This window comes from Pigmentiphaga sp. MLSB6-MA01, from assembly GCF_058793475.1.
Genome location: NZ_JBXAFV010000013.1, coordinates 108,193 through 127,772 on the forward strand (window position 1 = coordinate 108,193; position 19,580 = coordinate 127,772).

A 19,580-nucleotide genomic window follows, 5' to 3' on the forward strand; every position below is an offset into this window, starting at 1 on the left:
TCGTGGATCCAGCGGGGCGAGCGCCTGGGCACCGGCAGGAACCGGCTCGCCGAGCAGGCCTTGCAGCCAGATCCCGTCGGTGGTGTCGAATTCCGGCCGGGCAGGTAACATCCCTCCCACGCCCACGTGAAACGGATCAACGGGAAGCACATGAAAGAATCCGACGACATCGCCAACCTGTTCCGACACTTCGGCGGCCAGCCTGGCCAATACCAGGAAATCAGTCGCGCCAACGAAGCCCGCCAATCGCGCGAACGCTGGCCGCTGCTGGCCTCGATCGAGGCGGACCAGGCCGCGCAACGCCCGCCCGTGGACGTGGCCATCCACCAGGATGCGCCCCAGGCGCAGGCACCCCAGCCGGCCATCCCGCCCGTTGCGGTCCAGCCCGTGGCCCCGCCGCCCGATCCCGAACCGGCCCCGCAGCCGGCCGCGCCGCACGCCGGCCGGATCGAGCCCCACCTGTCCCCCGACCTGGCTTCGCCTCCGCCTTCCGGGCAGGCAGCCGAAAAACCACGGGCAGCCGCAATCGTTCCTCCCCGGCCCGGAGGACTGCGCGATAGGATGCGTCCTCTCGCAGCCCTTGCCGCCCTGGCTCCCGAACCGGCGGCCGGGCCCGAGGCCCCCGCCCCCCGGGCGGAGCCTGAACCGGTCGCGGCCCCCAAGAAATCTGAACCTGAACCTGAACCGCAATTGCACGCCCTCTTCACCCGCCTGGCCCGCCCCGCGGCAAAGTCCACGGCCGACAAGGGGAACGCCTCTCTCCTCGAGCGATTGAACCGACTGTGAAGATCATCGCTGTTGTCTCCGCCAAGGGCGGCGTCGGCAAGACCACCGCAACCGCCAATCTCTGCGCGGCCTTCAAGCAAAGCGGCCGCAACGTGCTCGCCGTCGACCTGGACCCCCAGAACGCCCTGCACCTGCATTTCGGCGGCGATCCCCAGCGCATCGCGGGCACGTCCCGGGCCACGCTGACCGGGCAGGACTGGCGCGAGATCAGCGTCTCCAGCCCGTCCGGGATCGTCGTCATGCCCTACGGGGCGGTCAACGAACACGACCGGCAGTCCTTCGAACGCCACCTGGATGCGCACCCCGACTGGCTGCACCGCAACCTGCGCGCCCTGGACCTGGGTACCGAGGACCTGGTCGTGCTGGACACGCCTCCCGGCCCCTCGATCTACATGCGCGCCGCGCTGACGGCGGCGCGCCTGACGGTCATCGTGACGCTGCCCGACGCGGCGTCCTACGCCACGCTTCCGATGATGGAAGGCCTGGTCCAGACCTACTGCGCCATGCGGCCCGATTTCCTCGGCCACGTCTTCGTGGTGAACCAGGTGGACAACTCACGGTTGCTCGCGCGCGACGTACTGCAGGTCATGCGCGCCAACTTCGGCGAGCGCGTGGTCGGTGTCGTCCATCAGGACCAATCGGTCAGCGAGGCCCTGGCCTTCAACCAGAGCGTGCTCGACTACGACCCGCGGTGCCAGGCCACCCTGGACTACCAGGCATGCGCCCGCAACATCGAAGCCATGCTGCCCGCCTTCGCACCGTCGCCTTGACCACACGGCCCGGACGACGCAGGCGGCCGGACCCGTGCCATGGGGTAGTATTACCAATACACGGCGGGCCGGTCCCGCCCCTGTTGCCCCCTTTCGTACCGTGACCGCAAAAACCATCCTGCTGACCGATTACCGTGCGCGCCGCCCCGTCCCCGTCGCCGCCAGTGACCTGATCGTGCCCTCCGGCCAATTGGCCGATACGCGCGGCAGGCCGTTGCACGACCTGCGCATCTCCGTCACCGACCGCTGCAACTTTCGCTGCGTGTACTGCATGCCCAAGGAAGTCTTCGGCAAGGACTATCCCTACCTGCCCCACGACGCCTTGCTCAGTTTCGAGGAAATCGAGCGGCTCGCGCGCCTGTTCGTGGCCCATGGCGTCGAGAAGATCCGGCTCACCGGCGGCGAACCCCTGCTGCGCAAGAACATCGAGACCCTGGTTGCCCGGCTTGCCGGACTGCGCACGCCATCCGGCAAGCCGCTGGACCTGACCCTGACCACCAACGGGTCCCTGCTTGCGCGCAAGGCGCGCGCCCTGGCCGATGCCGGCCTGAACCGCGTTACCGTCAGCCTGGATGCGCTGGACGACGAGATCTTCCGCCGCATGAACGACGTCGACTTCGCCGTCGCCGACGTGCTGCGGGGCCTCGACGCGGCGGCCGAGGCGGGCCTGGGCCCGATCAAGGTCAACATGGTGGTCAAGAAAGGCCTGAACGACAGCCAGATCGAGGCCATGGCCGGGCACTTTCGCCACACCGGCCATATCCTGCGCTTCATCGAATACATGGACGTGGGCGCTTCCAACGGCTGGAAGATGGACGAGGTCGTGCCGTCGGCCGACATCCTGCGCCGCCTGGACGCCCGCTGGCCGCTCGAAACCCTGGAGCCGCACTACGTCGGCGAAGTCGCCCAGCGCTGGCGCTACCGCGACGGCGGCGGCGAGGTCGGCGTCATTTCCAGTGTCACCCAGGCCTTCTGTTCATCCTGTACGCGCGCCCGCCTGTCCACCGAAGGCCAGATCTACCTGTGCCTCTTCGCCGACCAGGGCTACGACCTGCGCGCCCTGCTGCGCAGCGGCGCCAGCGACGACCAACTGGCCACCGCCATCGCCCGCATCTGGCAGGCCCGTACCGACAACTACTCTGAACGCCGCTCCGCCGACACCCCCCGCTCCGGCCGCATAGAAATGAGCTACATCGGGGGGTGATGGAATCCCCCTGGTGCCCGGGCGGGCGCCCCCCATGGGGCGCGGCCGTGGGCCGCGTGGGGCGTGGCTTCCCTTCCGATCCGCCCGTGCCGCCCCTGGGCCGCGCGCGAAGCGCGCAGGGGGATCAAAAGCTCATGGCGAAGTTGAGCTGGACCTGGTTCAGGCCCTGGTTGGGTTTCTTCATGCCGGCATTGGAGAAGTGCGACACGCGCAGGCCCAGGCGCATGTTGTCGGCCAGCTTGAAACCGGCGCCGATGTGGTCGCCGAACAGGAAGGTGGAACTGACGTTCTTGTCGTGGAATCTGGTCTCGCTGACGGCCGTGGCGCCCACGCCGCCTTCGATGTAGAAGCGCTCGGTGGGCCACCAGCGCAACATGGGCGTGGCGTTGAGCTGCCACATGTGGCGGGCGAAGCCCCGCAGCGAGCTCGAAGTCCACCAATACGAGGCGCCCAGTTCACCCACCAGTTCCAGGCGGGTCGAGCCGAGCTTCGTATGCCAGAGCGGCGAGGTTTCGTAATTGAGCGTGACGCTCCGGTTGCCGCCGCCCGTCCCGTACTGGGCACTCCAGCCGCCGTTGGCGAAACCGCCGCCGGGGTCGGCCCCATGGGCCGAGAAGGACACAAGGGCGAGAAACGCGGCGATTAGGGCGGTCCTGTTCATCTGGTTCCCTCCCCGCTCTCAGGCCACGGCATCCGCAGGCTGCTGGGTCAGCAGCGCCAAGAGACGCGCGATCTCCTCGCGCATCTTGCGGCGATCGACGATCATGTCGATGGCGCCCTTCTCCAGCAGGAACTCGGCACGCTGGAAGCCCTCGGGCAGCTTCTCGCGCACGGTCTGCTCGATCACGCGCGGCCCGGCGAAACCCACCAGCGCCTTGGGCTCGGCGATCACGACGTCGCCCATGAACGCGAAGCTGGCCGACACGCCACCCATGGTGGGGTCGGACAGCACGCTGATGAACGGCAGCTTGCGCGAGGACAGCAGCGTCAGCGCGGCGGTGGTCTTGGCCATCTGCATCAGCGACAGCAGGCCTTCCTGCATGCGCGCGCCGCCCGAGGCGGTCACGCAGATGAACGGCACCTTCTGCTCGATGGCGGCCTGGGCGCCGCGCACGAAGCGCTCGCCCACGACCGAGCCCATGGAGCCCGCCATGAATTCGAACTCGAAGCACGCCACCACCACCGGCAGGGTGTGCATGGCACCGCCCATGACCACCAGCGCATCGGTCTCGCCCGTTTGCGCCATGGCGTCCTGAAGGCGGTCAGGGTACTTCTTGGTGTCCTTGAACTTCAGGCTGTCCACCGGCAGCGTGCCGATGCCGATCTCGTAGCGGCCCTCCGCGTCCAGCAGCGCGTCGATGCGCTGTCGCGCGCCGATGCGCATGTGGTGCTCGCACTTGGGGCACACGTTCAGGTTCTTGACGAGGTCGTCGCGGTACAGCACCGACTCGCACGACGGGCACTTGACCCACAGGCCTTCCGGCACGCGGCGCGCGGAACCGTCGGTGGTCTTGATACGGGGAGGGAGCAGTTTTTCTATCCAGCTCATGCGGATTTCCTTGATTCTTGGGAGGCCCCGCCCGGAGGCGGGGCGTCTAGCGCCCCTCGGATTGTACGCAACCATGCCCCCGCTGCGCGAGCGCATATTTCGGGCAATCGCTCCTGAGGAACGCCTTGCGAGGCGGCGTCGATTTCCTGGATCAGCCTCGTGCCGATGATCACGGCGTCGGCGTCGGCGCCCAGCGCGCGGGCGCTGTCGCCGTCGCGGATGCCGAACCCCACTCCCACCGGCAGCGAGACGAACCGCCGGATATGGGCCAGCCGGCGGGAGACGTCCTGGACGTCCAGGTGGCCGGCACCGGTCACGCCCTTGAGCGAAACGTAGTACACGTAGCCGCGCGCGACCCGGGCCACGGCCTGGATGCGCTCATCGGAGGTGGTCGGTGCCAGCAGGAAGATGGGATCGACGCCGTGCCTTTCCAGCAAGGCGCCGAATTCGCCGGCTTCCTCGGGCGGATAGTCCACCACCAGGCAGCCGTCCACGCCGGCCGCTTGCGCGGCGGCGGCAAAGGCGGCCTGCCCCATGCGCTCCACGGGATTGGCATAGCCCATCAGCACCACGGGGGTGCGGTCGTCGGTGCGGCGGAATTCCTTGACCATGGCCAGTACGTCGCGCAGGCCCACGCCCTGCTCCAGCGCCTGCTGGCCGGAACGCTGGATGACGGGGCCATCGGCCATGGGATCGGAAAACGGAACGCCCAGCTCCACCACGTCGGCGCCGGCGGCCACCAGCGCATGCATGATGGGAACCGTGCTGGCCGGCGTGGGATAGCCGGCGGTGACATAGGGGATCAGGGCGCAGGCGCCCGGGGCGGCGGCACGGCGCGCGAACGCGGCCGCGATGCGGGAAGATGACGACATGGAGACCGCCCTCACAGCACGATGCCCGAACGTTCGGCGACGGTGTGCATGTCCTTGTCGCCACGTCCGGAAAGGTTGACCAGCAGGATCTTGTCCTTGGGCAGCGTGGGCGCCAGCCGGACCGCATGCGCGATGGCATGGGACGATTCCAGCGCCGGGATGATGCCCTCGATCCGGCAGCAATGATGGAAGGCCGCCAGGGCCTCGTCGTCCGTGACGCCCACGTAGGTCGCCCGGCCACTGTCCTTCAGCCACGCATGCTCGGGCCCCACGCCGGGATAGTCCAGGCCGGCCGAGATGGAATGGGTGTCGATCACCTGCCCGTTCTCGTCCTGCAAGACATAGGTGCGGTTGCCATGGAGCACGCCCGGCGCGCCGCCGGCCAGCGAGGCCGCGTGGCGGCCCGTCTCCATGCCTTCCCCCGCCGCCTCCACCCCCACCAGCGCAACATCGTCGTAAGGGAGATAGGGATGGAAGATGCCCATGGCATTCGACCCACCGCCCACCGCCGCGATCACGACGTCGGGCTGGCGTCCGGTGGCCTTGGGCATCTGCACCAGGCACTCGTTGCCGATGACGGTCTGGAAGTCGCGCACCATCATCGGATACGGGTGCGGACCGGCCACGGTGCCGATGATGTAGAAGGTGTCCTCGACGTTCGTCACCCAATCGCGCATGGCTTCGTTCAGCGCGTCCTTGAGCGTGCGCGAACCCGAATCCACCGGCACGACCGTCGCGCCCAGCAGCTTCATCCGATAGACGTTGGCGGCCTGCCGCTTGACGTCTTCGCTGCCCATGTAGACCACGCACTCCATCCCGTAGCGGGCCGCCACCGTGGCGGTGGCCACGCCGTGCTGGCCGGCGCCGGTCTCGGCGATCACGCGGCGCTTGCCCATGCGGCGGGCCAGCAGCGCCTGCCCGATGCAGTTGTTCACCTTGTGCGCGCCGGTGTGGTTCAAATCTTCCCGCTTGAACCAGATCTGCGCGCCGCCCAGTTCCTCGGACCAGCGCCTGGCGTGGTAGACGGGGCTGGGACGGCCCACGAAGTGTTCGAGTTCGTAGTTGAACTCGGCGACGAAATCGGGATCGTGCTGGTAGCGCGCGTAGGTCTGGCGCAGTTCGTCCAGGGCGTGCATGAGCGTCTCGGCGACGAACACGCCGCCATACGGGCCGAAATGGCCCCTCGCATCGGGGAAATCGTAGGTTTTCACTGGGATGGTCCCGGCTATGAAGCCCGGCCCGCGCGCCTGGCGCGCGCCGGAGAGATTGGGGGATGCGGCGTCAGTTGCCGTCGGCCCGCCGTACCTGCGCCACGAACCGGGCGATCTTGTCGGCGGATTTGATGCCTGGCGACTCTTCCACGCCGCTGCTTACGTCGACAGCGAACGGGCGCACGGACTCAATGGCTGCCGCCACATTTCCGGCATGCAACCCACCAGATAAAACGACCGGACGCGCGCTTTCGCTGCTGACCAGAGACCAATCGAACACTCTCCCGCTGCCGCCGTAGCCGTCGGAATGGCTGTCGAACAGCCAACCCGCGGCGGAACCGAACTGTAGGCACGATTTTAGCAAAGCCTGCGACGTTTCCATCCCGGGCCCGCCCACCCTGAACGCGCGCAGGTAGCGGTGGCCATGGCGCTCGCACTGCGCCGGCGTCTCATCGCCATGGAACTGGAGCAGATCGGGCCGGACGACCTCCAGCACCTCCTGGACCTGCGCCTCGGAAGCGTTGACGAACAAGGCGACCACGTCGACGAAAGGCGGAACGAGGCGCCGCAGCTCGGCGGCGCGCGCCGGCGCCAGCGCGCGCCGGCTGGGGGGATAGAAGACCAGGCCGATGGCGTCGGCGCCCGCCTCGACGGCGGCGGCGACGTCTTCCTCGCGGGTCAGGCCGCAGATCTTGATACGGGTACGGGACATCCCGCCATCATACCGCCCCCGCGCTTGCCCCCTGTTTCCCCCCTTTTCCCCAACACGCTAGGTACAACCCCTAAATTGATGATTCATGCACAACTATTCATGATCGCACAACAAAAACAAGAACTATCATGCATAAAAATTCGTCTGCCTGCGGTTCCACCCTAAGAAAAACGGCAGCCCGGCTGCCCACCGAGGAGATCATCATGGCACGCCTGAAGCAGCATTCATCCCCCCTCCCTCGTCCGCTTGCCAGCCTGCCGCCGCGCGCCTGGGCCGCGGGCCTGCTGGCCGCGCTGAGCGCCTGTGGCGGCAGCGACGATCCACCCGCCCCGCCCCCGCCGTCGGCCACGCTCAGTTGCGATGACAGCATGAAGACGGCTTTCAAACCGGACGCGAACACCCAGGTCGTCCTCGCCCGGGCCTTCAAGCAGGGCGACGCGCTGGCCCTGGCGGGTACGCCGGCCTCGCCCGCGCCCGCCAAGGCCACCCAGGACATGTGCCTGGTCAAAATCGTGGTCGGCCCGGGCAATCCAGGCACGGCGGATGCGCCGTCCACCTCGCCCGGCATCGGCATCGAGGTCTGGCTGCCCACGCCCGCCAACTGGAACCAGCGCATCCGCAACCTGGGCGGTGGCGGCTGGGCCGGCGGCAACCAGGCCTCGGCCACCCAGATCGGCAACGCAAGCGCCGCCGCCACCGCGGCGCTGGGCTATGCGGTCGGCAGCACCGACACCGGCCATGCCATCGCGGGCAACGGGTCGTTCGCGATGAAGGAAGACGGCACGATCAACAGCGCGCTGTGGGGGGATTTCGCCGAACGCAGCCTGCATGAACTCGCGGTCAAGACCAAGGCGCTGGTCGAGGCCTACTACGGCAAGCCGCAGCAATACGCGTACTGGGAAGGCTGCTCCACCGGCGGACGCCAGGGCTACAAGATCGCCCAGGAACATCCCGACGACTACGATGGCTATCTGAACGGCGCCCCCGCCTTCAACTGGACCCGCTTCATCACCAACGAGCTGTATCCGCAGGTGGCGATGCAGCGCGACCTGGGCGGCCCGATCGCCGCCGACAAGCTGCGCCGCGTCAGCGCCGCCGCGGTCAGCGCCTGCGACACCGTGGGCGGCCAGCACCTGGGCTTCATTCCCGACACCAGCCAGTGCCGCTACGACCCGACGCGCGACGCGGCCGCTCTGTGCGCGGGCGTCGCGGGCAACGGCGTGGTCGGCGCCAGCACCGACGCCGCCTGCGTCTCGCTGGCCGAGGCCCGGACCATCAACAAGATCTGGTACGGCCAGACCGCCGACGGCAGCGCCCCCGATCCGCAGGTGGACAATGCCAGCGCCACCACGCTGGCCAGCAAGCAGCTCTGGTGGGGTCTGAGGCGCGGCACGGATCTCAGCGGGCTGGCCGGCTCCTCCGGCACGCCCCCGGTCGCCCGCCCGTTCGCCATCGCCACTGACATGGTCGCCCTGGAGTTGCAGAATCCAACCTACGCGACCCCGTCCTTCACCAACGCGACCGGCAATGGCGCGGACAAGTGGAAGGACATGGGCTACGCCGACCTGGCCAACGCCCATGACCGCGGCATCGCGCTGCAGGCGGCCTTCGGCCACATCAACACCGACAACCCCGACCTGACCCGGCTGCGCGACGGCGGCGGCAAGGTCATCAGCTATCACGGGCTGGCCGACCAGTTGATCACGCCCGCCGGTTCGCTGAACTACCTGGCCCGCGTGGCCGACAAGATGGGCGGCATGGGCGCGGTCCAGGCCTTCAACCGGCTGTACCTGGTCCCGGGCATGGGCCACTGCGCCGGCGTGGGCACCGTCAGCGGCAGCGCGGGGCCGGCCGCCACCGCCAATACCGTGCCGCTGCCCGCGGCCAACCAGTTCTTCGACGCCCTGGTCGCCTGGGTCGAGAAAGGCACGCAGCCGGGCCCGTTGATGTTGAAGTCGGCCGACGCCAGTGTCAGCATGCCGATTTGCGTCCATCCGCAAAAGGCCACCTACCAGGGCAGCGGCTCCATCACCGATGGCGCGAACTACAGTTGCCGCTAGGAAGCCGGCCAGGCGGCCGACGGATCAGCGCGCCAGCCGGATCTCGTCGGTCGCGTCGGTGGACGGCAGGCCGTAGTCGCCCGGATAGCCCACGGCGGTCAGGTAGAGGCCGTCGGGCGAGAAGGTGGGCGCGGCCTTGGTCCGGTTGCGCTCGGCCAGCAACGCGGGCATCCAGTCGGCGGGCTGCCTGCCCTGCCCCACGTACACCAGCGCCCCCACGATATTGCGCACCATGTGATGCAGGAAGGCATTGGCGCGCAGGGTGAAGACCACCAGCCGGCCGCGCCGTTCGATGCCCAGTTCGTGCATCGTGCGCACGGGCGACGCTGCCTGGCACTGGGACGACCGGAAACTGCTGAAGTCGTGCTCGCCCAGCAGATGGGCCGCCCCCGCCCGCATCGCCTCCAGGTCCAGGGGCCGGAAGCTCCAGCCCGCGCGGCCCGTCCACAGCGGCGAGCGCACGGGATCGTCCAGCAGCAGATAGACGTAGGAACGCGAACGCGCGGAGAAACGGGCGTGAAAGCCGGCGGGCACCTCGCGCGCCCAGCGCACCGCGATGCTGGGCGGCAGATGCGCGTTCACGCCACGCACCCAGGCCTGTTCGGGACGCAGCGCCTCGGTATCCAGGTGCACGATCTGCTGGGCGGCATGAACGCCGGTATCGGTGCGGCCTGCGCAGATGGTGGCCACCGGCTGGCCGACGAAGGCAGCCAGGGCCGACTCCAGCCTGTCCTGCACGGTTCGCCGGTGCGGTTGGGTCTGCCATCCCAGCCAGGGGGCGCCGTCGTAGCTCACCCCCAGGGCGATGCGCGGCATGCCGGACGGTCCTACCAGGACGCGAGCAGCGCCCGCGCCCGTTCGCGCTGGTCCGCGTCCCCATCGCGCAGGACTTCTTCCAGCAATTCGCGCGCGCCGTTGCGATCGCCCATGTCGGCACAGGCCTTGGCGAGGTCCAGCTTGGCGTCCGGATCGACCGGCGCGTCCAGATTCGTATCCAGGTCGATGCCGGCCACGACGGAGGGCTTCGCCTTGTCCTGGGCGGGCGCGGCGGCGTCCAGGTTCAAGTCCAGCCCGAAGGCCGCCGCGGCAGCCGGTGGAACGGCCGCGGGGCGGCCGGCATCCCCTGGTTCGTCGTCGTCCGGATAATCATCGGGCTCACCGTCAGCGCGGGGCGGCGGGGTATCGGGCAGGGGGAACGGCGGAATATCGTCCCAGTCCCGCAGGTGGTTGACCGGGCCGCCCTCGGCCGGCGCCAGCGCGTCGGCCTCTTCGTCGGCATTTCCGGCCTCGATACGCGCGGCCTCGCGCGCCTCTTCCTCTTCCGCGCGGGCAGAGCGGCGGCGCAGCACGAAGGCGCCGAGCAACGCCGCCAGCACGGCGACGACAGCGCCCAGCACTGCCACGCTGTGGTCGCGAACCTTATCGGCCACCGAGGCGGCCAGGGAAGGCCGTCCCTCGGCATTGCCAGCGGACGGAGTTTCGGCGGCGCCCGCGGCTGCGGCCGGCGCGGCGGAGGAAGCCGCGGGCGGCTCGGCCGCCGTGGCCGGTGGCTCCGCCGGAGCGGCCGGGTCCGGCCTGGACGCCGCCGTGGCCGGCTGGCCACCCGCGGCGTCGGCCGCGCGATCGCGGGCCTGTTGCTCCATCTTCGCCAGGGTTTCGTTCTGCGCTTCGAGCAGGCCGCGCATGGCCTCGACATTGCCCTGCAACGCCTCCACCCGCTCCTGCGCTTCGCGCATGGCCTTGGCGGTGGCGTCGCGCTCTTCTTCCAGGCGGTCGCGCGTGGTCTGCTCCCCCCCGGCGGCCGTTTCCCGGCCGCCGCTGGAGAGCTTGAGGGCATCTTCCCCCCGTGCGCCGGACTCCGCCTGCGGTGCGGGCGAGGCCGCGATATCGCCCTTCGCCTCGGCGCCGCCTGCGCCCGTTCCCGCAGGCCCCGGTTTCGCGCCGCCCGCCACGCGCTGGCGATAGGCTTCGAAGGCTTCAGCCTGGCTGGCAAACAAGGCCGCCGCCTGCGCCGCGTCGATCGCGCCGACTTCTTCCGCGCCGGGCACGGACAGCGACGCACCGGCGCGCAGCCGGTTCATATTGCCGTCGACAAACGCCTGGGGATTCGCGCGCAGCAGCGCCGCCAGGGTCTGGTGGATCGAGGCGCCCTCGGGCTTGAGCCGGCCCGCGATGCCAAACAGGGTGTCGCCAGGCTTGACCTCCAGGGCGGCGGGCATGGGCCGCGTCTCGGCCGCCTGCGCCTTGGGCGCCGGCACATCCAGGATGAACGTGTATTGGCGGATGAAGCGGCCCATGTTCCAGGTCAGCTCCACCAGCAGGTCCAGTACATGGACGTCCAGCGGCGCCGCCGACGCGATACTGACCACCTTGCGCCCATCCGGACGGTCTTCGATGCGCAGCGCCAGGTTGGCCAGCGCCTCACTGTATTCCAGCTGGGTTTGACGGTAGACGTCGCGCGGCGCGATGGCCGCCTTCAGTGTGCCGGCTTCCTGGGGCGTCGCGGCATTGACGGCGATCTCGGCGCGCAGGGGTTCGCCGGATGCAGACAAGACTCTCAACGTTCCCAGGTCCGCGGCCTGCGCCGCCGATACGGCCCCAGCCGCCAACCCCAGCGCCAGCAGCCCCACCGATGGACCGCCCGCGCGCGGACGCTTGTGTATCAAGGCCGGACGGCCTGCCTCTCGATCGGAAAGTCCGTTCATCCTAATCCCATGCGCAAAAGCCCCCGCGAATAGCCCGGCGGTTGGTGACCCCGGCAGGTCGGCGCCCGCCGGGCCTCCTTGTAGCATCAGAGACTTACCGTCGCAAGCTCAGGTACGTTCTGATGCAAGCCCGAGGATCAGAGTTCGCCCAGGGCGATGCGCAGCATGCGGCGCAGCGGCTCGGCCGCGCCCCACAGCAACTGGTCGCCCACGGTAAAGGCGCTCAGGTACTCCGGGCCCATCGCCAGCTTGCGCATGCGGCCGACCGGAATGTCCAGGGTACCCGTGACGGCCACGGGCGTGAGCGACTGCATCGACGCCTCGCGCGTGTTCGGAACGACCTTGGCCCATTGGTTGTTCTCGCGCAGCATGCCCTCGATCTCGTCCAGGGGCACGTTCTTCTTGAGCTTGATGGTCAGCGCCTGGCTGTGGCAGCGCATCGCGCCGATGCGCACGCACAAGCCATCGATGGGGATGGGCGACGAGCCGAAGCCCTCGCCACGGCCCAGGATCTTGTTGGTCTCGGCGCCGCCCTTCCATTCCTCGCGCGAGGTGCCGTTGCCCAGGTCCTTGTCGATCCACGGGATCAGGTTGCCCGCCAGCGGCACGCCGAAGTGTTCCTGCGGCAGCGTGCCGTCCTGCTGCCTCGCCAGCACCGTGCGGTCGATTTCCAGGATGGCCGAAGCCGGATCCGCCAGGAGGCCGGACACCGTGGCGTTGAGCAGGCCGAACTGGGTCAGCAGCTCGCGCATGTGCTGCGCGCCGCCGCCCGAGGCGGCCTGGTAGGTCATGCTGGTCATCCAGTCGATCAGGTCGTGCTCGAACAGGCCGCCCAGGCCCATCAACATGCAGCTGACGGTGCAGTTGCCGCCGATGTAGTTCTTGACGCCCTTCTTCAGCGCCTCGTCGATCACGCTGCGGTTGACCGGGTCGAGCACGATGATGGCATCGTCCTTCATCCGCAGCGTGCTGGCGGCGTCGATCCAGATGCCATCCCAGCCGGCGGCGCGCAGCTTGGGATACACCTCGGTGGTGTAGTCGCCGCCCTGCGCCGTGACGATGATGGGCAGCTTCTTGAGCGCCTCGATGTCGAACGCGCTCTGCAACGGGCCCGCGCCCTGCGCCCACGAGGGCGCCGCGCCGCCGGCGTTGCTGGTGGAGAAAAACACCGGCTCGATCAGCGAGAAATCGTTTTCGTCGCGCATGCGCTGCATGAGCACGGAACCGACCATGCCGCGCCAGCCGACCAGACCAACTGCTTTCATTTACACACCCCTAACAAGTAGTCCAGATTGAAACTGTTTGCCGGGCGCATCACACCCGGGGGGCGCGACACGCAGGCTGGTTACAGAGCTTTGATCACGGCACTGCCCATCTCGGCAGTGCCGACCTTAGTCGTGCCGTCTTCGTAGATGTCGGCCGTGCGCAAGCCCTGCTCCAGCACTTTCTTGACGGCTGCCTCGATCCGGTCGGCCTGGGCCGCCTTGTCGAGCGAATAGCGCAGCATCATCGCCGCCGAGAGGATGGTCGCCAGCGGATTGGCGATGTCCTTGCCCGCGATGTCGGGTGCCGAGCCATGGCTGGGCTCGTACAGGCCCTTGCCGGTCTCGTTCAACGAGGCGGACGGCAGCATGCCGATGGAGCCCGTCAGCATCGATGCCTGGTCGGAAAGAATGTCGCCGAACATGTTGCCGGTCACGATCACGTCGAATTGCTTGGGCGCGCGCACCAGTTGCATGGCGGCGTTGTCCACGTACATGTGGCTGAGTTCCACATCAGGATACTCCTTGCCGACCTCGGTGACGATGTCCTTCCAGAACTGGAAGGTCTCGAGCACGTTGGATTTGTCGACGCTGCACAACTTTCCGCGGCGCTTGCGGGCGGTCTGGAAGGCCACGTGCGCGATGCGGCGGATTTCCGGCTCGGCGTAGCGCATCGTGTCGAAGCCCTCGCGCTGGCCCGCGAACGCGCCATCGGGCGCCGTGCGCACGCCGCGCGGCTGGCCGAAATAGATGTCGCCGGTCAATTCGCGGATGATCAGGATGTCCAGCCCCGACACCACCTCGGGCTTGAGCGACGAGGCATTGGCCAGTTCGGGATACAGGATGGCCGGGCGCAGGTTGGCGAACAGGCCCAGGTTCTTGCGCAGCCCCAGGATGGCCTGCTCGGGACGCAGCGCGCGCTCGAGCTTGTCGTATTTCCAGTCGCCCACCGAGCCGAACAGCACCGCATCGGCCTTCCTGGCCAGGTCCAGCGTGGCCGGCGGCAGCGGATGGCCCGCCGCCTCGTACGCAGCGCCGCCCACCGGCTGGGTGTCGAGCGTGAACGACTCGCCCAGCGCGGTCAGCACGCGCACGGCTTGTTCGACGATTTCGGGACCGATGCCGTCTCCCGGCAGCACTGCGATATGTTGTGTCATTCTGGCTCTTGATTCAGGGTCGGGGCCGGCCCGTGGAGGCCGGCGGAATTACGGTGTCAGCGGCTGGCCTGGCTGCCGCGCAGCGCAGGAACATCCAGCCAGGGTTGGGTCGCGAGCCGCTTCTGTTCGAAGGCCTTGATCTTGTCCGCATGGCGCAGCGTCAGGCCGATCTCGTCCAGGCCGTTCAGCATGCAGTACTTGCGGAAGCTGTCGACGCTGAACGACAGCTCGCGGCCGGACGGCGTCGCCACGACCTGGCGGTCCAGGTCGATGGTCAGGCGGTAGCCTTCCTTGCCCTCCACTTCCTGGAACAGGCTGTCCACGTCGGCTTCCGACAGCACGATGGGCAGCACGCCGTTCTTGAAGCAGTTGTTGAAGAAGATGTCGGCGAACGACGGCGCGATCACCGCGCGGAAACCGTACTGGTCCAGCGCCCACGGCGCGTGCTCGCGGCTCGATCCGCAGCCGAAGTTCTTACGCGACAGCAGGATGGAGGCACCCTGGTAGCGCGGCTGGTTCAGCACGAAGTCCGGGTTCAGCGGCCGCTTGCTGTTGTCCATGCCGGGCTGGCCTTCGTCCAGGTAGCGCCAGGCGTCGAACAGGTTGGGGCCGAAGCCGCTGCGATGGATGGACTTCAGGAACTGCTTGGGGATGATCTGGTCCGTATCGACGTTCTCGCGGTCCAGCGGCGCCACCAGGCCTTCATGAGTGGTGAATGCTTGCATGATGCTCTACCTCAGTTGACCTTGCGGACGTCGACGAAATGACCGGCCACGGCGGCGGCCGCCGCCATCGCGGGACTCACCAGGTGGGTGCGGCCGCCCGCGCCCTGCCTGCCCTCGAAATTGCGGTTCGAGGTCGAGGCGCAACGCTCGCCCGGTTCCAGGCGATCGTCGTTCATGGCCAGGCACATCGAGCAGCCGGGATCGCGCCACTCGAAGCCGGCCTCGATGAAGACCTTGTCCAGGCCTTCCTGCTCGGCCTGCGTCTTGACCAGGCCCGAACCGGGTACGGCCAGCGCCAGCTTGACGTTGGACGCCACGCGCTTGCCGCGCAGCACCGCCGCGGCGGCACGGAAATCCTCGATGCGCGAGTTGGTGCAGGAACCGATGAAGACCTTGTCGATCTTGATGTCGGTGATCGGCATGTTGGCCGTCAGGCCCATGTACTCCAGCGCGCGCGCCACGCCCGAACGGCGGGTCTCGTCCGTCTCGCTGGCCGGATCCGGCACGTTGGCGCCCACCGGCAGCACCATCTCGGGCGAGGTGCCCCAGGTGACCTGCGGCTGGATCTCGGCCGCGTCGATCTCGACCACGCGGTCGAAATGCGCGCCCTCGTCCGAATGCAGCGTGTTCCAGTACGCCACCGCCTGGTCCCAGGCCTCGCCCTTGGGCCCGTAGGGACGATCACGGAAATACTCGATGGTCTTCTCGTCCACCGCCACCAGCCCGACGCGCGCGCCGGCCTCGATAGCCATGTTGCAGATGGTCATGCGGCCTTCGACCGACAGGTCGCGGATCGTGCTGCCGGCGAACTCGATGGCATGACCCGTGCCGCCCGCCGTGCCGATCTTGCCGATCACGTGCAGGACCAGGTCCTTGGCGGTGCAGCCGGCGGGCAGCTTGCCCTCGACCCGCACCTGCATGTTCTTGTTCTTCTTGACCAGCAGCGTCTGCGTGGCCAGCGCGTGCTCGACCTCGGACGTGCCGATGCCGAAGGCCATGGCGGCCACGGCGCCGTGCGTGCTGGTGTGCGAATCGCCGCAGACCACCGTCATGCCCGGCAACGTCGCGCCCTGCTCGGGCCCGATCACATGCACGATACCCTGGCGGCGGTCGCCCATGTCGAACTCGACGATGCCGTAGTCCTGGCAATTGGCGTCCAGCGTATCCACCTGCAGCCGCGAGATCGGATCGGCGATGCCCTGGTCGCGGTTGTGCGTGGGAACGTTATGGTCGGCCACCGCCAGGTTGGCGCTGATGCGCCAGACCGGGCGACCGGCCAGCTTCAGCCCCTCGAACGCCTGCGGGCTGGTCACTTCGTGGACCAGGTGGCGATCGATGTAGATCAGACAGGTACCGTCTTCTTCCTGATGGACGACGTGGGCGTCCCACAGCTTGTCGTAAAGGGTCTGAGACATGAGATTCCGGCCAAAAAGTGAACGGGCTCATGAACAGCCGCACGGCTCGGCGCCTCTCGGCGTCGCTCAGGCGCGAGGACCAGCCTCGACGGACCCGCTCAGGGATAGGGAACTCTTGATTGTATATTAAGCCCCCCCTACGCGCTTGCGCGCGCCCCCAGGGGCGATGCGGGAGGACCGGCAGAGCCGGATCCTCCGCATCCTGGGTAGCCACAAGGGGCTGGCGGGGGGCGGGGTTCCTGGTACTTGCCACAGCAGCCCATGCCAGCGCCGCCGCCTCCCGCCACGGCCGGATCAAGAACCCTACTTCCGCGCCAGATACAACGGCAGCACCTTCTCGGAGGCCTGTTTCAGGTCCGCGATGCGGGATTCGGCCGACGGGTGGGTGGACAGGATCTCCGGCGGCGCGGAACCGCCGACCTGCCCCATCTTCGTCCACAACGTCACCGCCGCCCGCGGGTCATACCCCGCCCGGGCCGCCAGTTCCACCCCCATCCGGTCCGCTTCCGTCTCATGCAACCGGCTGTTCGGCAGCCCGAACATCACATTGGCCAGCGCCCCGCCCAGGTCCGAACTCGCCTGCGATCCCGTAATCGCCGCCAGCACGCTCAGGCCCATGCTCGTCGCCATCTGCTCGGACGCCCGCTCGCGCGCGTGTTCGCGCAGCGCATGCGCGATCTCGTGGCCCAACACCGCCGCCAGCTCGTCGTCCGTCGGCTTCACCGTATTGATCAACCCGGTATAGACCGCGATCTTGCCGCCCGGCATGCACCAGGCGTTCACTTCCTTGTCGTCGATGACGTTGACTTCCCACTTCCACTTCGTCGCATCGGGCCGGAACACCCCCACCTGCGCGATCAACCGCTGGGAAATCGTCCGCACCCGGGCGAGCTGGGCGGCATTCGTGTTGAGCTGCCCCTTGCCGCGCGCCCCCGACAGCGTCTGCTGGTAGAGCTGGACGGCCTGCTGGTCGAGCTGCTGCTCGGACACCAGGCTGGACATGCGCTGCGTGCGGTCGATGCCTATCGTGCCGCCCTGGGTGGTATTGACTGACTCGCAGCCGGCCGCGGCCACCAGCGCCAGGGCCGCCGCGGCCATCGCGGCGCGGCGGAAGATAGGAGAACGCTTGGTCTTTTTCATGCTGCCCCCGAGACAAGAACGCCAAGGCGGCAATTTTGCCCCAAAACCCCTGTTACTTTCCTTATCCGCGCGCCAGGCCCAGGCGCGGCGTCTCGACCGACACGTCGGCGCATTGCGCGCGATGGCGCAGTGCGTGGTCGGCCAGCACCAGGGCCAGCAGCGCTTCGGCGATGGGCGTGGCGCGGATGCCCACGCAAGGGTCGTGGCGCCCGTGAGTCTCGACCACGGTCGGCGCGCCCTGCTTGTCGATGGACCGGCGAGGACTGCGGATGCTGGACGTGGGCTTGATGCCGAGCGACACCGTGATCGGCTGCCCGGTGGCGATACCGCCCAGGATGCCGCCGGCATTGTTCGACAGGAAGCCTTCCGGCGTCAGTTCGTCGCCATGTTCGGTGCCGCGCTGCTCCACGCTGTGGAAACCAGCCCCGATCTCCACCGCCTTCACCGCGTTCAGGCCCATCATGGCGTAAGCGATATCGGCGTCCAGGCGGCCGTACACCGGCTCGCCCAGGCCCACCGGCACGTTCTCGGCCACGACCTCGATGCGCGCGCCCACCGAATCGCCGTCGCGGCGCAACTGGTCCATGTAGGCTTCGAGCTCGGCCACGCGACTGTTGCCGGCGGCGTAGAAGGGGTTGGTATGGACGGCGTCCCAGTCTTCGAACGGGATCTCGATATCGCCCAGCTGGCTCATGTAGCCGCGCACGCGCACGCCATAGCGCTCGGCCAGCCACTTCTTGGCCACGGCGCCGGCGGCCACCGTGGGCGCCGTCAGCCGGGCCGACGAACGGCCGCCGCCACGCGGGTCGCGGATGCCGAACTTGTGCCAGTAGGTGTAGTCGGCGTGGCCGGGGCGGAAGGTCTCCGCGATGTTGCTGTAATCCTTGCTGCGCGCGTCCTGGTTGCGGATCAAGAGCGCGATCGGCGTGCCCGTGGTCTTGCCCTCGTAGACGCCTGAAAGAATTTCGACCTGGTCGGGCTCTTGCCGCTGGGTGACATGGCGCGACGTGCCGGGACGCCGGCGGTCGAGTTCGACCTGGATATCGGCCTCGGTCAACGCCATTCCGGGGGGGCAGCCGTCGATCACACAGCCGACGGCCGGTCCGTGGGACTCACCGAAATTGGTGACGCAGAAGAGTTCTCCGAGGGTGCTGCCTGGCATGGAATCTGGGCTCCGGTAGGGATGAGCCATTGTACCCCCCTACGCGCCGACGCCCCCCAGGGGGCGATGCGGGCGGACCGGCGGAGCCGGATCCACCGCATCCTGGGTCTGTACCTGTTTCTTGGGGTGTGGCGGCGGTGCTTCGCTGGCCGCCAGCGGTAGCAACGGTGAATCAATCCAAGAGACCGGTACTAGACCCAGGAAACCGCGGATCTGGCTTTGCCAGTCCGCCGGTTTCGCCCCCTGGGGGGCGCGCGTCAGCGCGTAGGGGGGGGACTCTACCTACAGCGTCCCTTCGGCTTCGCGCTGCTCGCCCGGCCAGTCGCGGATGTAGGCCTTGAGCATGCGGTTCTCGAAGCCTTGGGCCTCGAGCACGGCCTTGGCCACGTCGTAGAACGAAATCACCCCCAGCAGCATGCGGCCGTCCATGACGGGGATGTAGCGGGCGTGCTTGTCGAGCATGAGCCGCCGCACCTCATTGACCTCCGTGTTGGGCGATACCGTGACCGGCGCGTCGTCCATGATCGACCGGATGGTGGTCGTGCCCAGGGAACCGCCGTTGGCCTGCAGGTGCCGGATGATTTCGCGGAAGGTGAGCATGCCCACCAGTTCGCCGAATTCCATGATGACCAGCGAGCCGATGTCTTGCAGGGCCATCGTATCGACGACCTGCCCGACGGGGGCATCGGGGCTGGCGGTATAAAGCGCGTCGCCCTTGACGCGCAGGATTTCACTGACTTTGATCATGACGGCCTCCTCGGCCACGCACGCCGGTTCTGTTTATGGGGTCGGAACTGGGATATATCGGCTCGTACATGGCCATGTAGCTATCCTAGCGCGCTTGGAAAAG

General features: G+C 68.1%; 18 protein-coding genes. 4 read left to right on the forward strand and 14 right to left on the reverse strand.

Features of this window, described 5'->3' with window-relative positions:
- The first annotated feature begins 150 nt into the window (after positions 1-150).
- The 3 genes from bcsP (at position 151) to moaA (ending at position 2,760) form a co-directional block, all read left to right on the forward strand.
- Positions 151-786 (forward strand): cellulose biosynthesis protein BcsP, encoded by a 636-nt coding sequence (gene bcsP, locus AC1Q6E_RS20645; protein WP_152835741.1) that lies wholly within the window; start codon positions 151-153, stop codon positions 784-786.
- Positions 783-1,556 (forward strand): cellulose biosynthesis protein BcsQ, encoded by a 774-nt coding sequence (gene bcsQ / locus AC1Q6E_RS20650; RefSeq protein ID WP_296558649.1) that lies wholly within the window; start codon positions 783-785, stop codon positions 1,554-1,556. Before bcsP ends, bcsQ begins: the two co-directional genes overlap by 4 nt.
- 100 nt (positions 1,557-1,656) lie before the next feature.
- Positions 1,657-2,760: a GTP 3',8-cyclase MoaA gene (gene moaA, locus AC1Q6E_RS20655; RefSeq protein ID WP_492573430.1), complete on the forward strand. Its 1,104-nt coding sequence runs from the start codon at positions 1,657-1,659 to the stop codon at positions 2,758-2,760.
- Positions 2,761-2,884: 124 nt separating this feature from the next.
- On the opposite strand, the gene AC1Q6E_RS20660 is transcribed toward moaA, so the two are convergent.
- From AC1Q6E_RS20660 to AC1Q6E_RS20680, 5 genes are all read right to left on the reverse strand, one after another.
- The gene (locus AC1Q6E_RS20660; RefSeq protein ID WP_152795059.1) at positions 2,885-3,421 is read right to left on the reverse strand and encodes an acyloxyacyl hydrolase; all 537 of its coding nucleotides are present in this window, start codon (positions 3,419-3,421) and stop codon (positions 2,885-2,887) included.
- 18 nt (positions 3,422-3,439) lie between these two features.
- Entirely contained in the window at positions 3,440-4,309 is an 870-nt protein-coding gene (gene accD, locus AC1Q6E_RS20665) for an acetyl-CoA carboxylase, carboxyltransferase subunit beta (protein ID WP_130358120.1), read from the reverse strand.
- Positions 4,306-5,181, reverse strand: coding sequence for a tryptophan synthase subunit alpha (gene trpA / locus AC1Q6E_RS20670; RefSeq protein WP_492573431.1), 876 nt, complete (start codon positions 5,179-5,181; stop codon positions 4,306-4,308). Before trpA ends, accD begins: the two co-directional genes overlap by 4 nt.
- A gap of 11 nt (positions 5,182-5,192) precedes the next feature.
- On the reverse strand, positions 5,193-6,392 hold the full coding sequence (trpB, locus tag AC1Q6E_RS20675) for a tryptophan synthase subunit beta (protein ID WP_296558639.1): 1,200 nt from the start codon (positions 6,390-6,392) through the stop codon (positions 5,193-5,195).
- A 70-nt stretch (positions 6,393-6,462) separates the two neighbouring features.
- Positions 6,463-7,104, reverse strand: coding sequence for a phosphoribosylanthranilate isomerase (locus AC1Q6E_RS20680; protein ID WP_492573433.1), 642 nt, complete (start codon positions 7,102-7,104; stop codon positions 6,463-6,465).
- Between the two features lie 203 nt (positions 7,105-7,307).
- Here AC1Q6E_RS20680 and AC1Q6E_RS20685 point away from each other — a divergent pair, with 203 nt between their 5' ends.
- On the forward strand, positions 7,308-9,164 hold the full coding sequence (locus AC1Q6E_RS20685) for a tannase/feruloyl esterase family alpha/beta hydrolase (protein WP_492573435.1): 1,857 nt from the start codon (positions 7,308-7,310) through the stop codon (positions 9,162-9,164).
- Between the two features lie 24 nt (positions 9,165-9,188).
- Here AC1Q6E_RS20685 and truA read toward each other — a convergent pair whose 3' ends face one another.
- From truA to AC1Q6E_RS20730, 9 genes are all read right to left on the reverse strand, one after another.
- A complete protein-coding gene (gene truA, locus AC1Q6E_RS20690) occupies positions 9,189-9,980 on the reverse strand; it encodes a tRNA pseudouridine(38-40) synthase TruA (protein ID WP_492573436.1) in 792 nt (263 codons plus the stop codon).
- 11 nt (positions 9,981-9,991) lie between these two features.
- Positions 9,992-11,869, reverse strand: coding sequence for a type IV pilus assembly protein FimV (locus AC1Q6E_RS20695; RefSeq protein ID WP_492573437.1), 1,878 nt, complete (start codon positions 11,867-11,869; stop codon positions 9,992-9,994).
- A gap of 137 nt (positions 11,870-12,006) precedes the next feature.
- Positions 12,007-13,134, reverse strand: coding sequence for an aspartate-semialdehyde dehydrogenase (gene asd, locus AC1Q6E_RS20700; RefSeq protein WP_152795742.1), 1,128 nt, complete (start codon positions 13,132-13,134; stop codon positions 12,007-12,009).
- Between the two features lie 80 nt (positions 13,135-13,214).
- On the reverse strand, positions 13,215-14,288 hold the full coding sequence (gene leuB, locus AC1Q6E_RS20705) for a 3-isopropylmalate dehydrogenase (RefSeq protein WP_152795744.1): 1,074 nt from the start codon (positions 14,286-14,288) through the stop codon (positions 13,215-13,217).
- A gap of 56 nt (positions 14,289-14,344) precedes the next feature.
- A complete protein-coding gene (gene leuD, locus AC1Q6E_RS20710) occupies positions 14,345-15,013 on the reverse strand; it encodes a 3-isopropylmalate dehydratase small subunit (protein WP_492573438.1) in 669 nt (222 codons plus the stop codon).
- 11 nt (positions 15,014-15,024) lie between these two features.
- Entirely contained in the window at positions 15,025-16,428 is a 1,404-nt protein-coding gene (leuC, locus tag AC1Q6E_RS20715) for a 3-isopropylmalate dehydratase large subunit (RefSeq protein ID WP_152795748.1), read from the reverse strand.
- A 303-nt stretch (positions 16,429-16,731) separates the two neighbouring features.
- A complete protein-coding gene (locus tag AC1Q6E_RS20720; RefSeq protein WP_152795750.1) occupies positions 16,732-17,568 on the reverse strand; it encodes a M48 family metallopeptidase in 837 nt (278 codons plus the stop codon).
- Positions 17,569-17,629: 61 nt separating this feature from the next.
- Positions 17,630-18,730 (reverse strand): chorismate synthase, encoded by a 1,101-nt coding sequence (gene aroC, locus AC1Q6E_RS20725; RefSeq protein WP_152795752.1) that lies wholly within the window; start codon positions 18,728-18,730, stop codon positions 17,630-17,632.
- 282 nt (positions 18,731-19,012) lie between these two features.
- Positions 19,013-19,477 carry a CBS domain-containing protein gene (locus AC1Q6E_RS20730; RefSeq protein ID WP_152795754.1) on the reverse strand — a complete coding sequence of 155 codons (465 nt, stop codon included), beginning with the start codon at positions 19,475-19,477 and terminating at the stop codon, positions 19,013-19,015.
- Positions 19,478-19,580 lie beyond the last annotated feature (103 nt).

Excerpts from the sequence above, each read along its gene's own strand:
- bcsP (WP_152835741.1), top strand. The coding sequence starts at position 151 with ATGAAAGAATCCGACGACATCGCCAACCTGTTCCGACACTTCGGCGGC.
- AC1Q6E_RS20660 (WP_152795059.1), bottom strand. The coding sequence starts at position 3,421 with ATGAACAGGACCGCCCTAATCGCCGCGTTTCTCGCCCTTGTGTCCTTC.
- accD (WP_130358120.1), bottom strand. The coding sequence starts at position 4,309 with ATGAGCTGGATAGAAAAACTGCTCCCTCCCCGTATCAAGACCACCGAC.
- trpA (WP_492573431.1), bottom strand. The coding sequence starts at position 5,181 with ATGTCGTCATCTTCCCGCATCGCGGCCGCGTTCGCGCGCCGTGCCGCC.
- AC1Q6E_RS20680 (WP_492573433.1), bottom strand. The coding sequence starts at position 7,104 with ATGTCCCGTACCCGTATCAAGATCTGCGGCCTGACCCGCGAGGAAGAC.
- AC1Q6E_RS20685 (WP_492573435.1), top strand. The coding sequence starts at position 7,308 with ATGGCACGCCTGAAGCAGCATTCATCCCCCCTCCCTCGTCCGCTTGCC.
- truA (WP_492573436.1), bottom strand. The coding sequence starts at position 9,980 with ATGCCGCGCATCGCCCTGGGGGTGAGCTACGACGGCGCCCCCTGGCTG.
- AC1Q6E_RS20695 (WP_492573437.1), bottom strand. The coding sequence starts at position 11,869 with ATGAACGGACTTTCCGATCGAGAGGCAGGCCGTCCGGCCTTGATACAC.
- asd (WP_152795742.1), bottom strand. The coding sequence starts at position 13,134 with ATGAAAGCAGTTGGTCTGGTCGGCTGGCGCGGCATGGTCGGTTCCGTG.
- leuB (WP_152795744.1), bottom strand. The coding sequence starts at position 14,288 with ATGACACAACATATCGCAGTGCTGCCGGGAGACGGCATCGGTCCCGAA.
- leuD (WP_492573438.1), bottom strand. The coding sequence starts at position 15,013 with ATGCAAGCATTCACCACTCATGAAGGCCTGGTGGCGCCGCTGGACCGC.
- leuC (WP_152795748.1), bottom strand. The coding sequence starts at position 16,428 with ATGTCTCAGACCCTTTACGACAAGCTGTGGGACGCCCACGTCGTCCAT.
- AC1Q6E_RS20720 (WP_152795750.1), bottom strand. The coding sequence starts at position 17,568 with ATGAAAAAGACCAAGCGTTCTCCTATCTTCCGCCGCGCCGCGATGGCC.
- aroC (WP_152795752.1), bottom strand. The coding sequence starts at position 18,730 with ATGCCAGGCAGCACCCTCGGAGAACTCTTCTGCGTCACCAATTTCGGT.
- AC1Q6E_RS20730 (WP_152795754.1), bottom strand. The coding sequence starts at position 19,477 with ATGATCAAAGTCAGTGAAATCCTGCGCGTCAAGGGCGACGCGCTTTAT.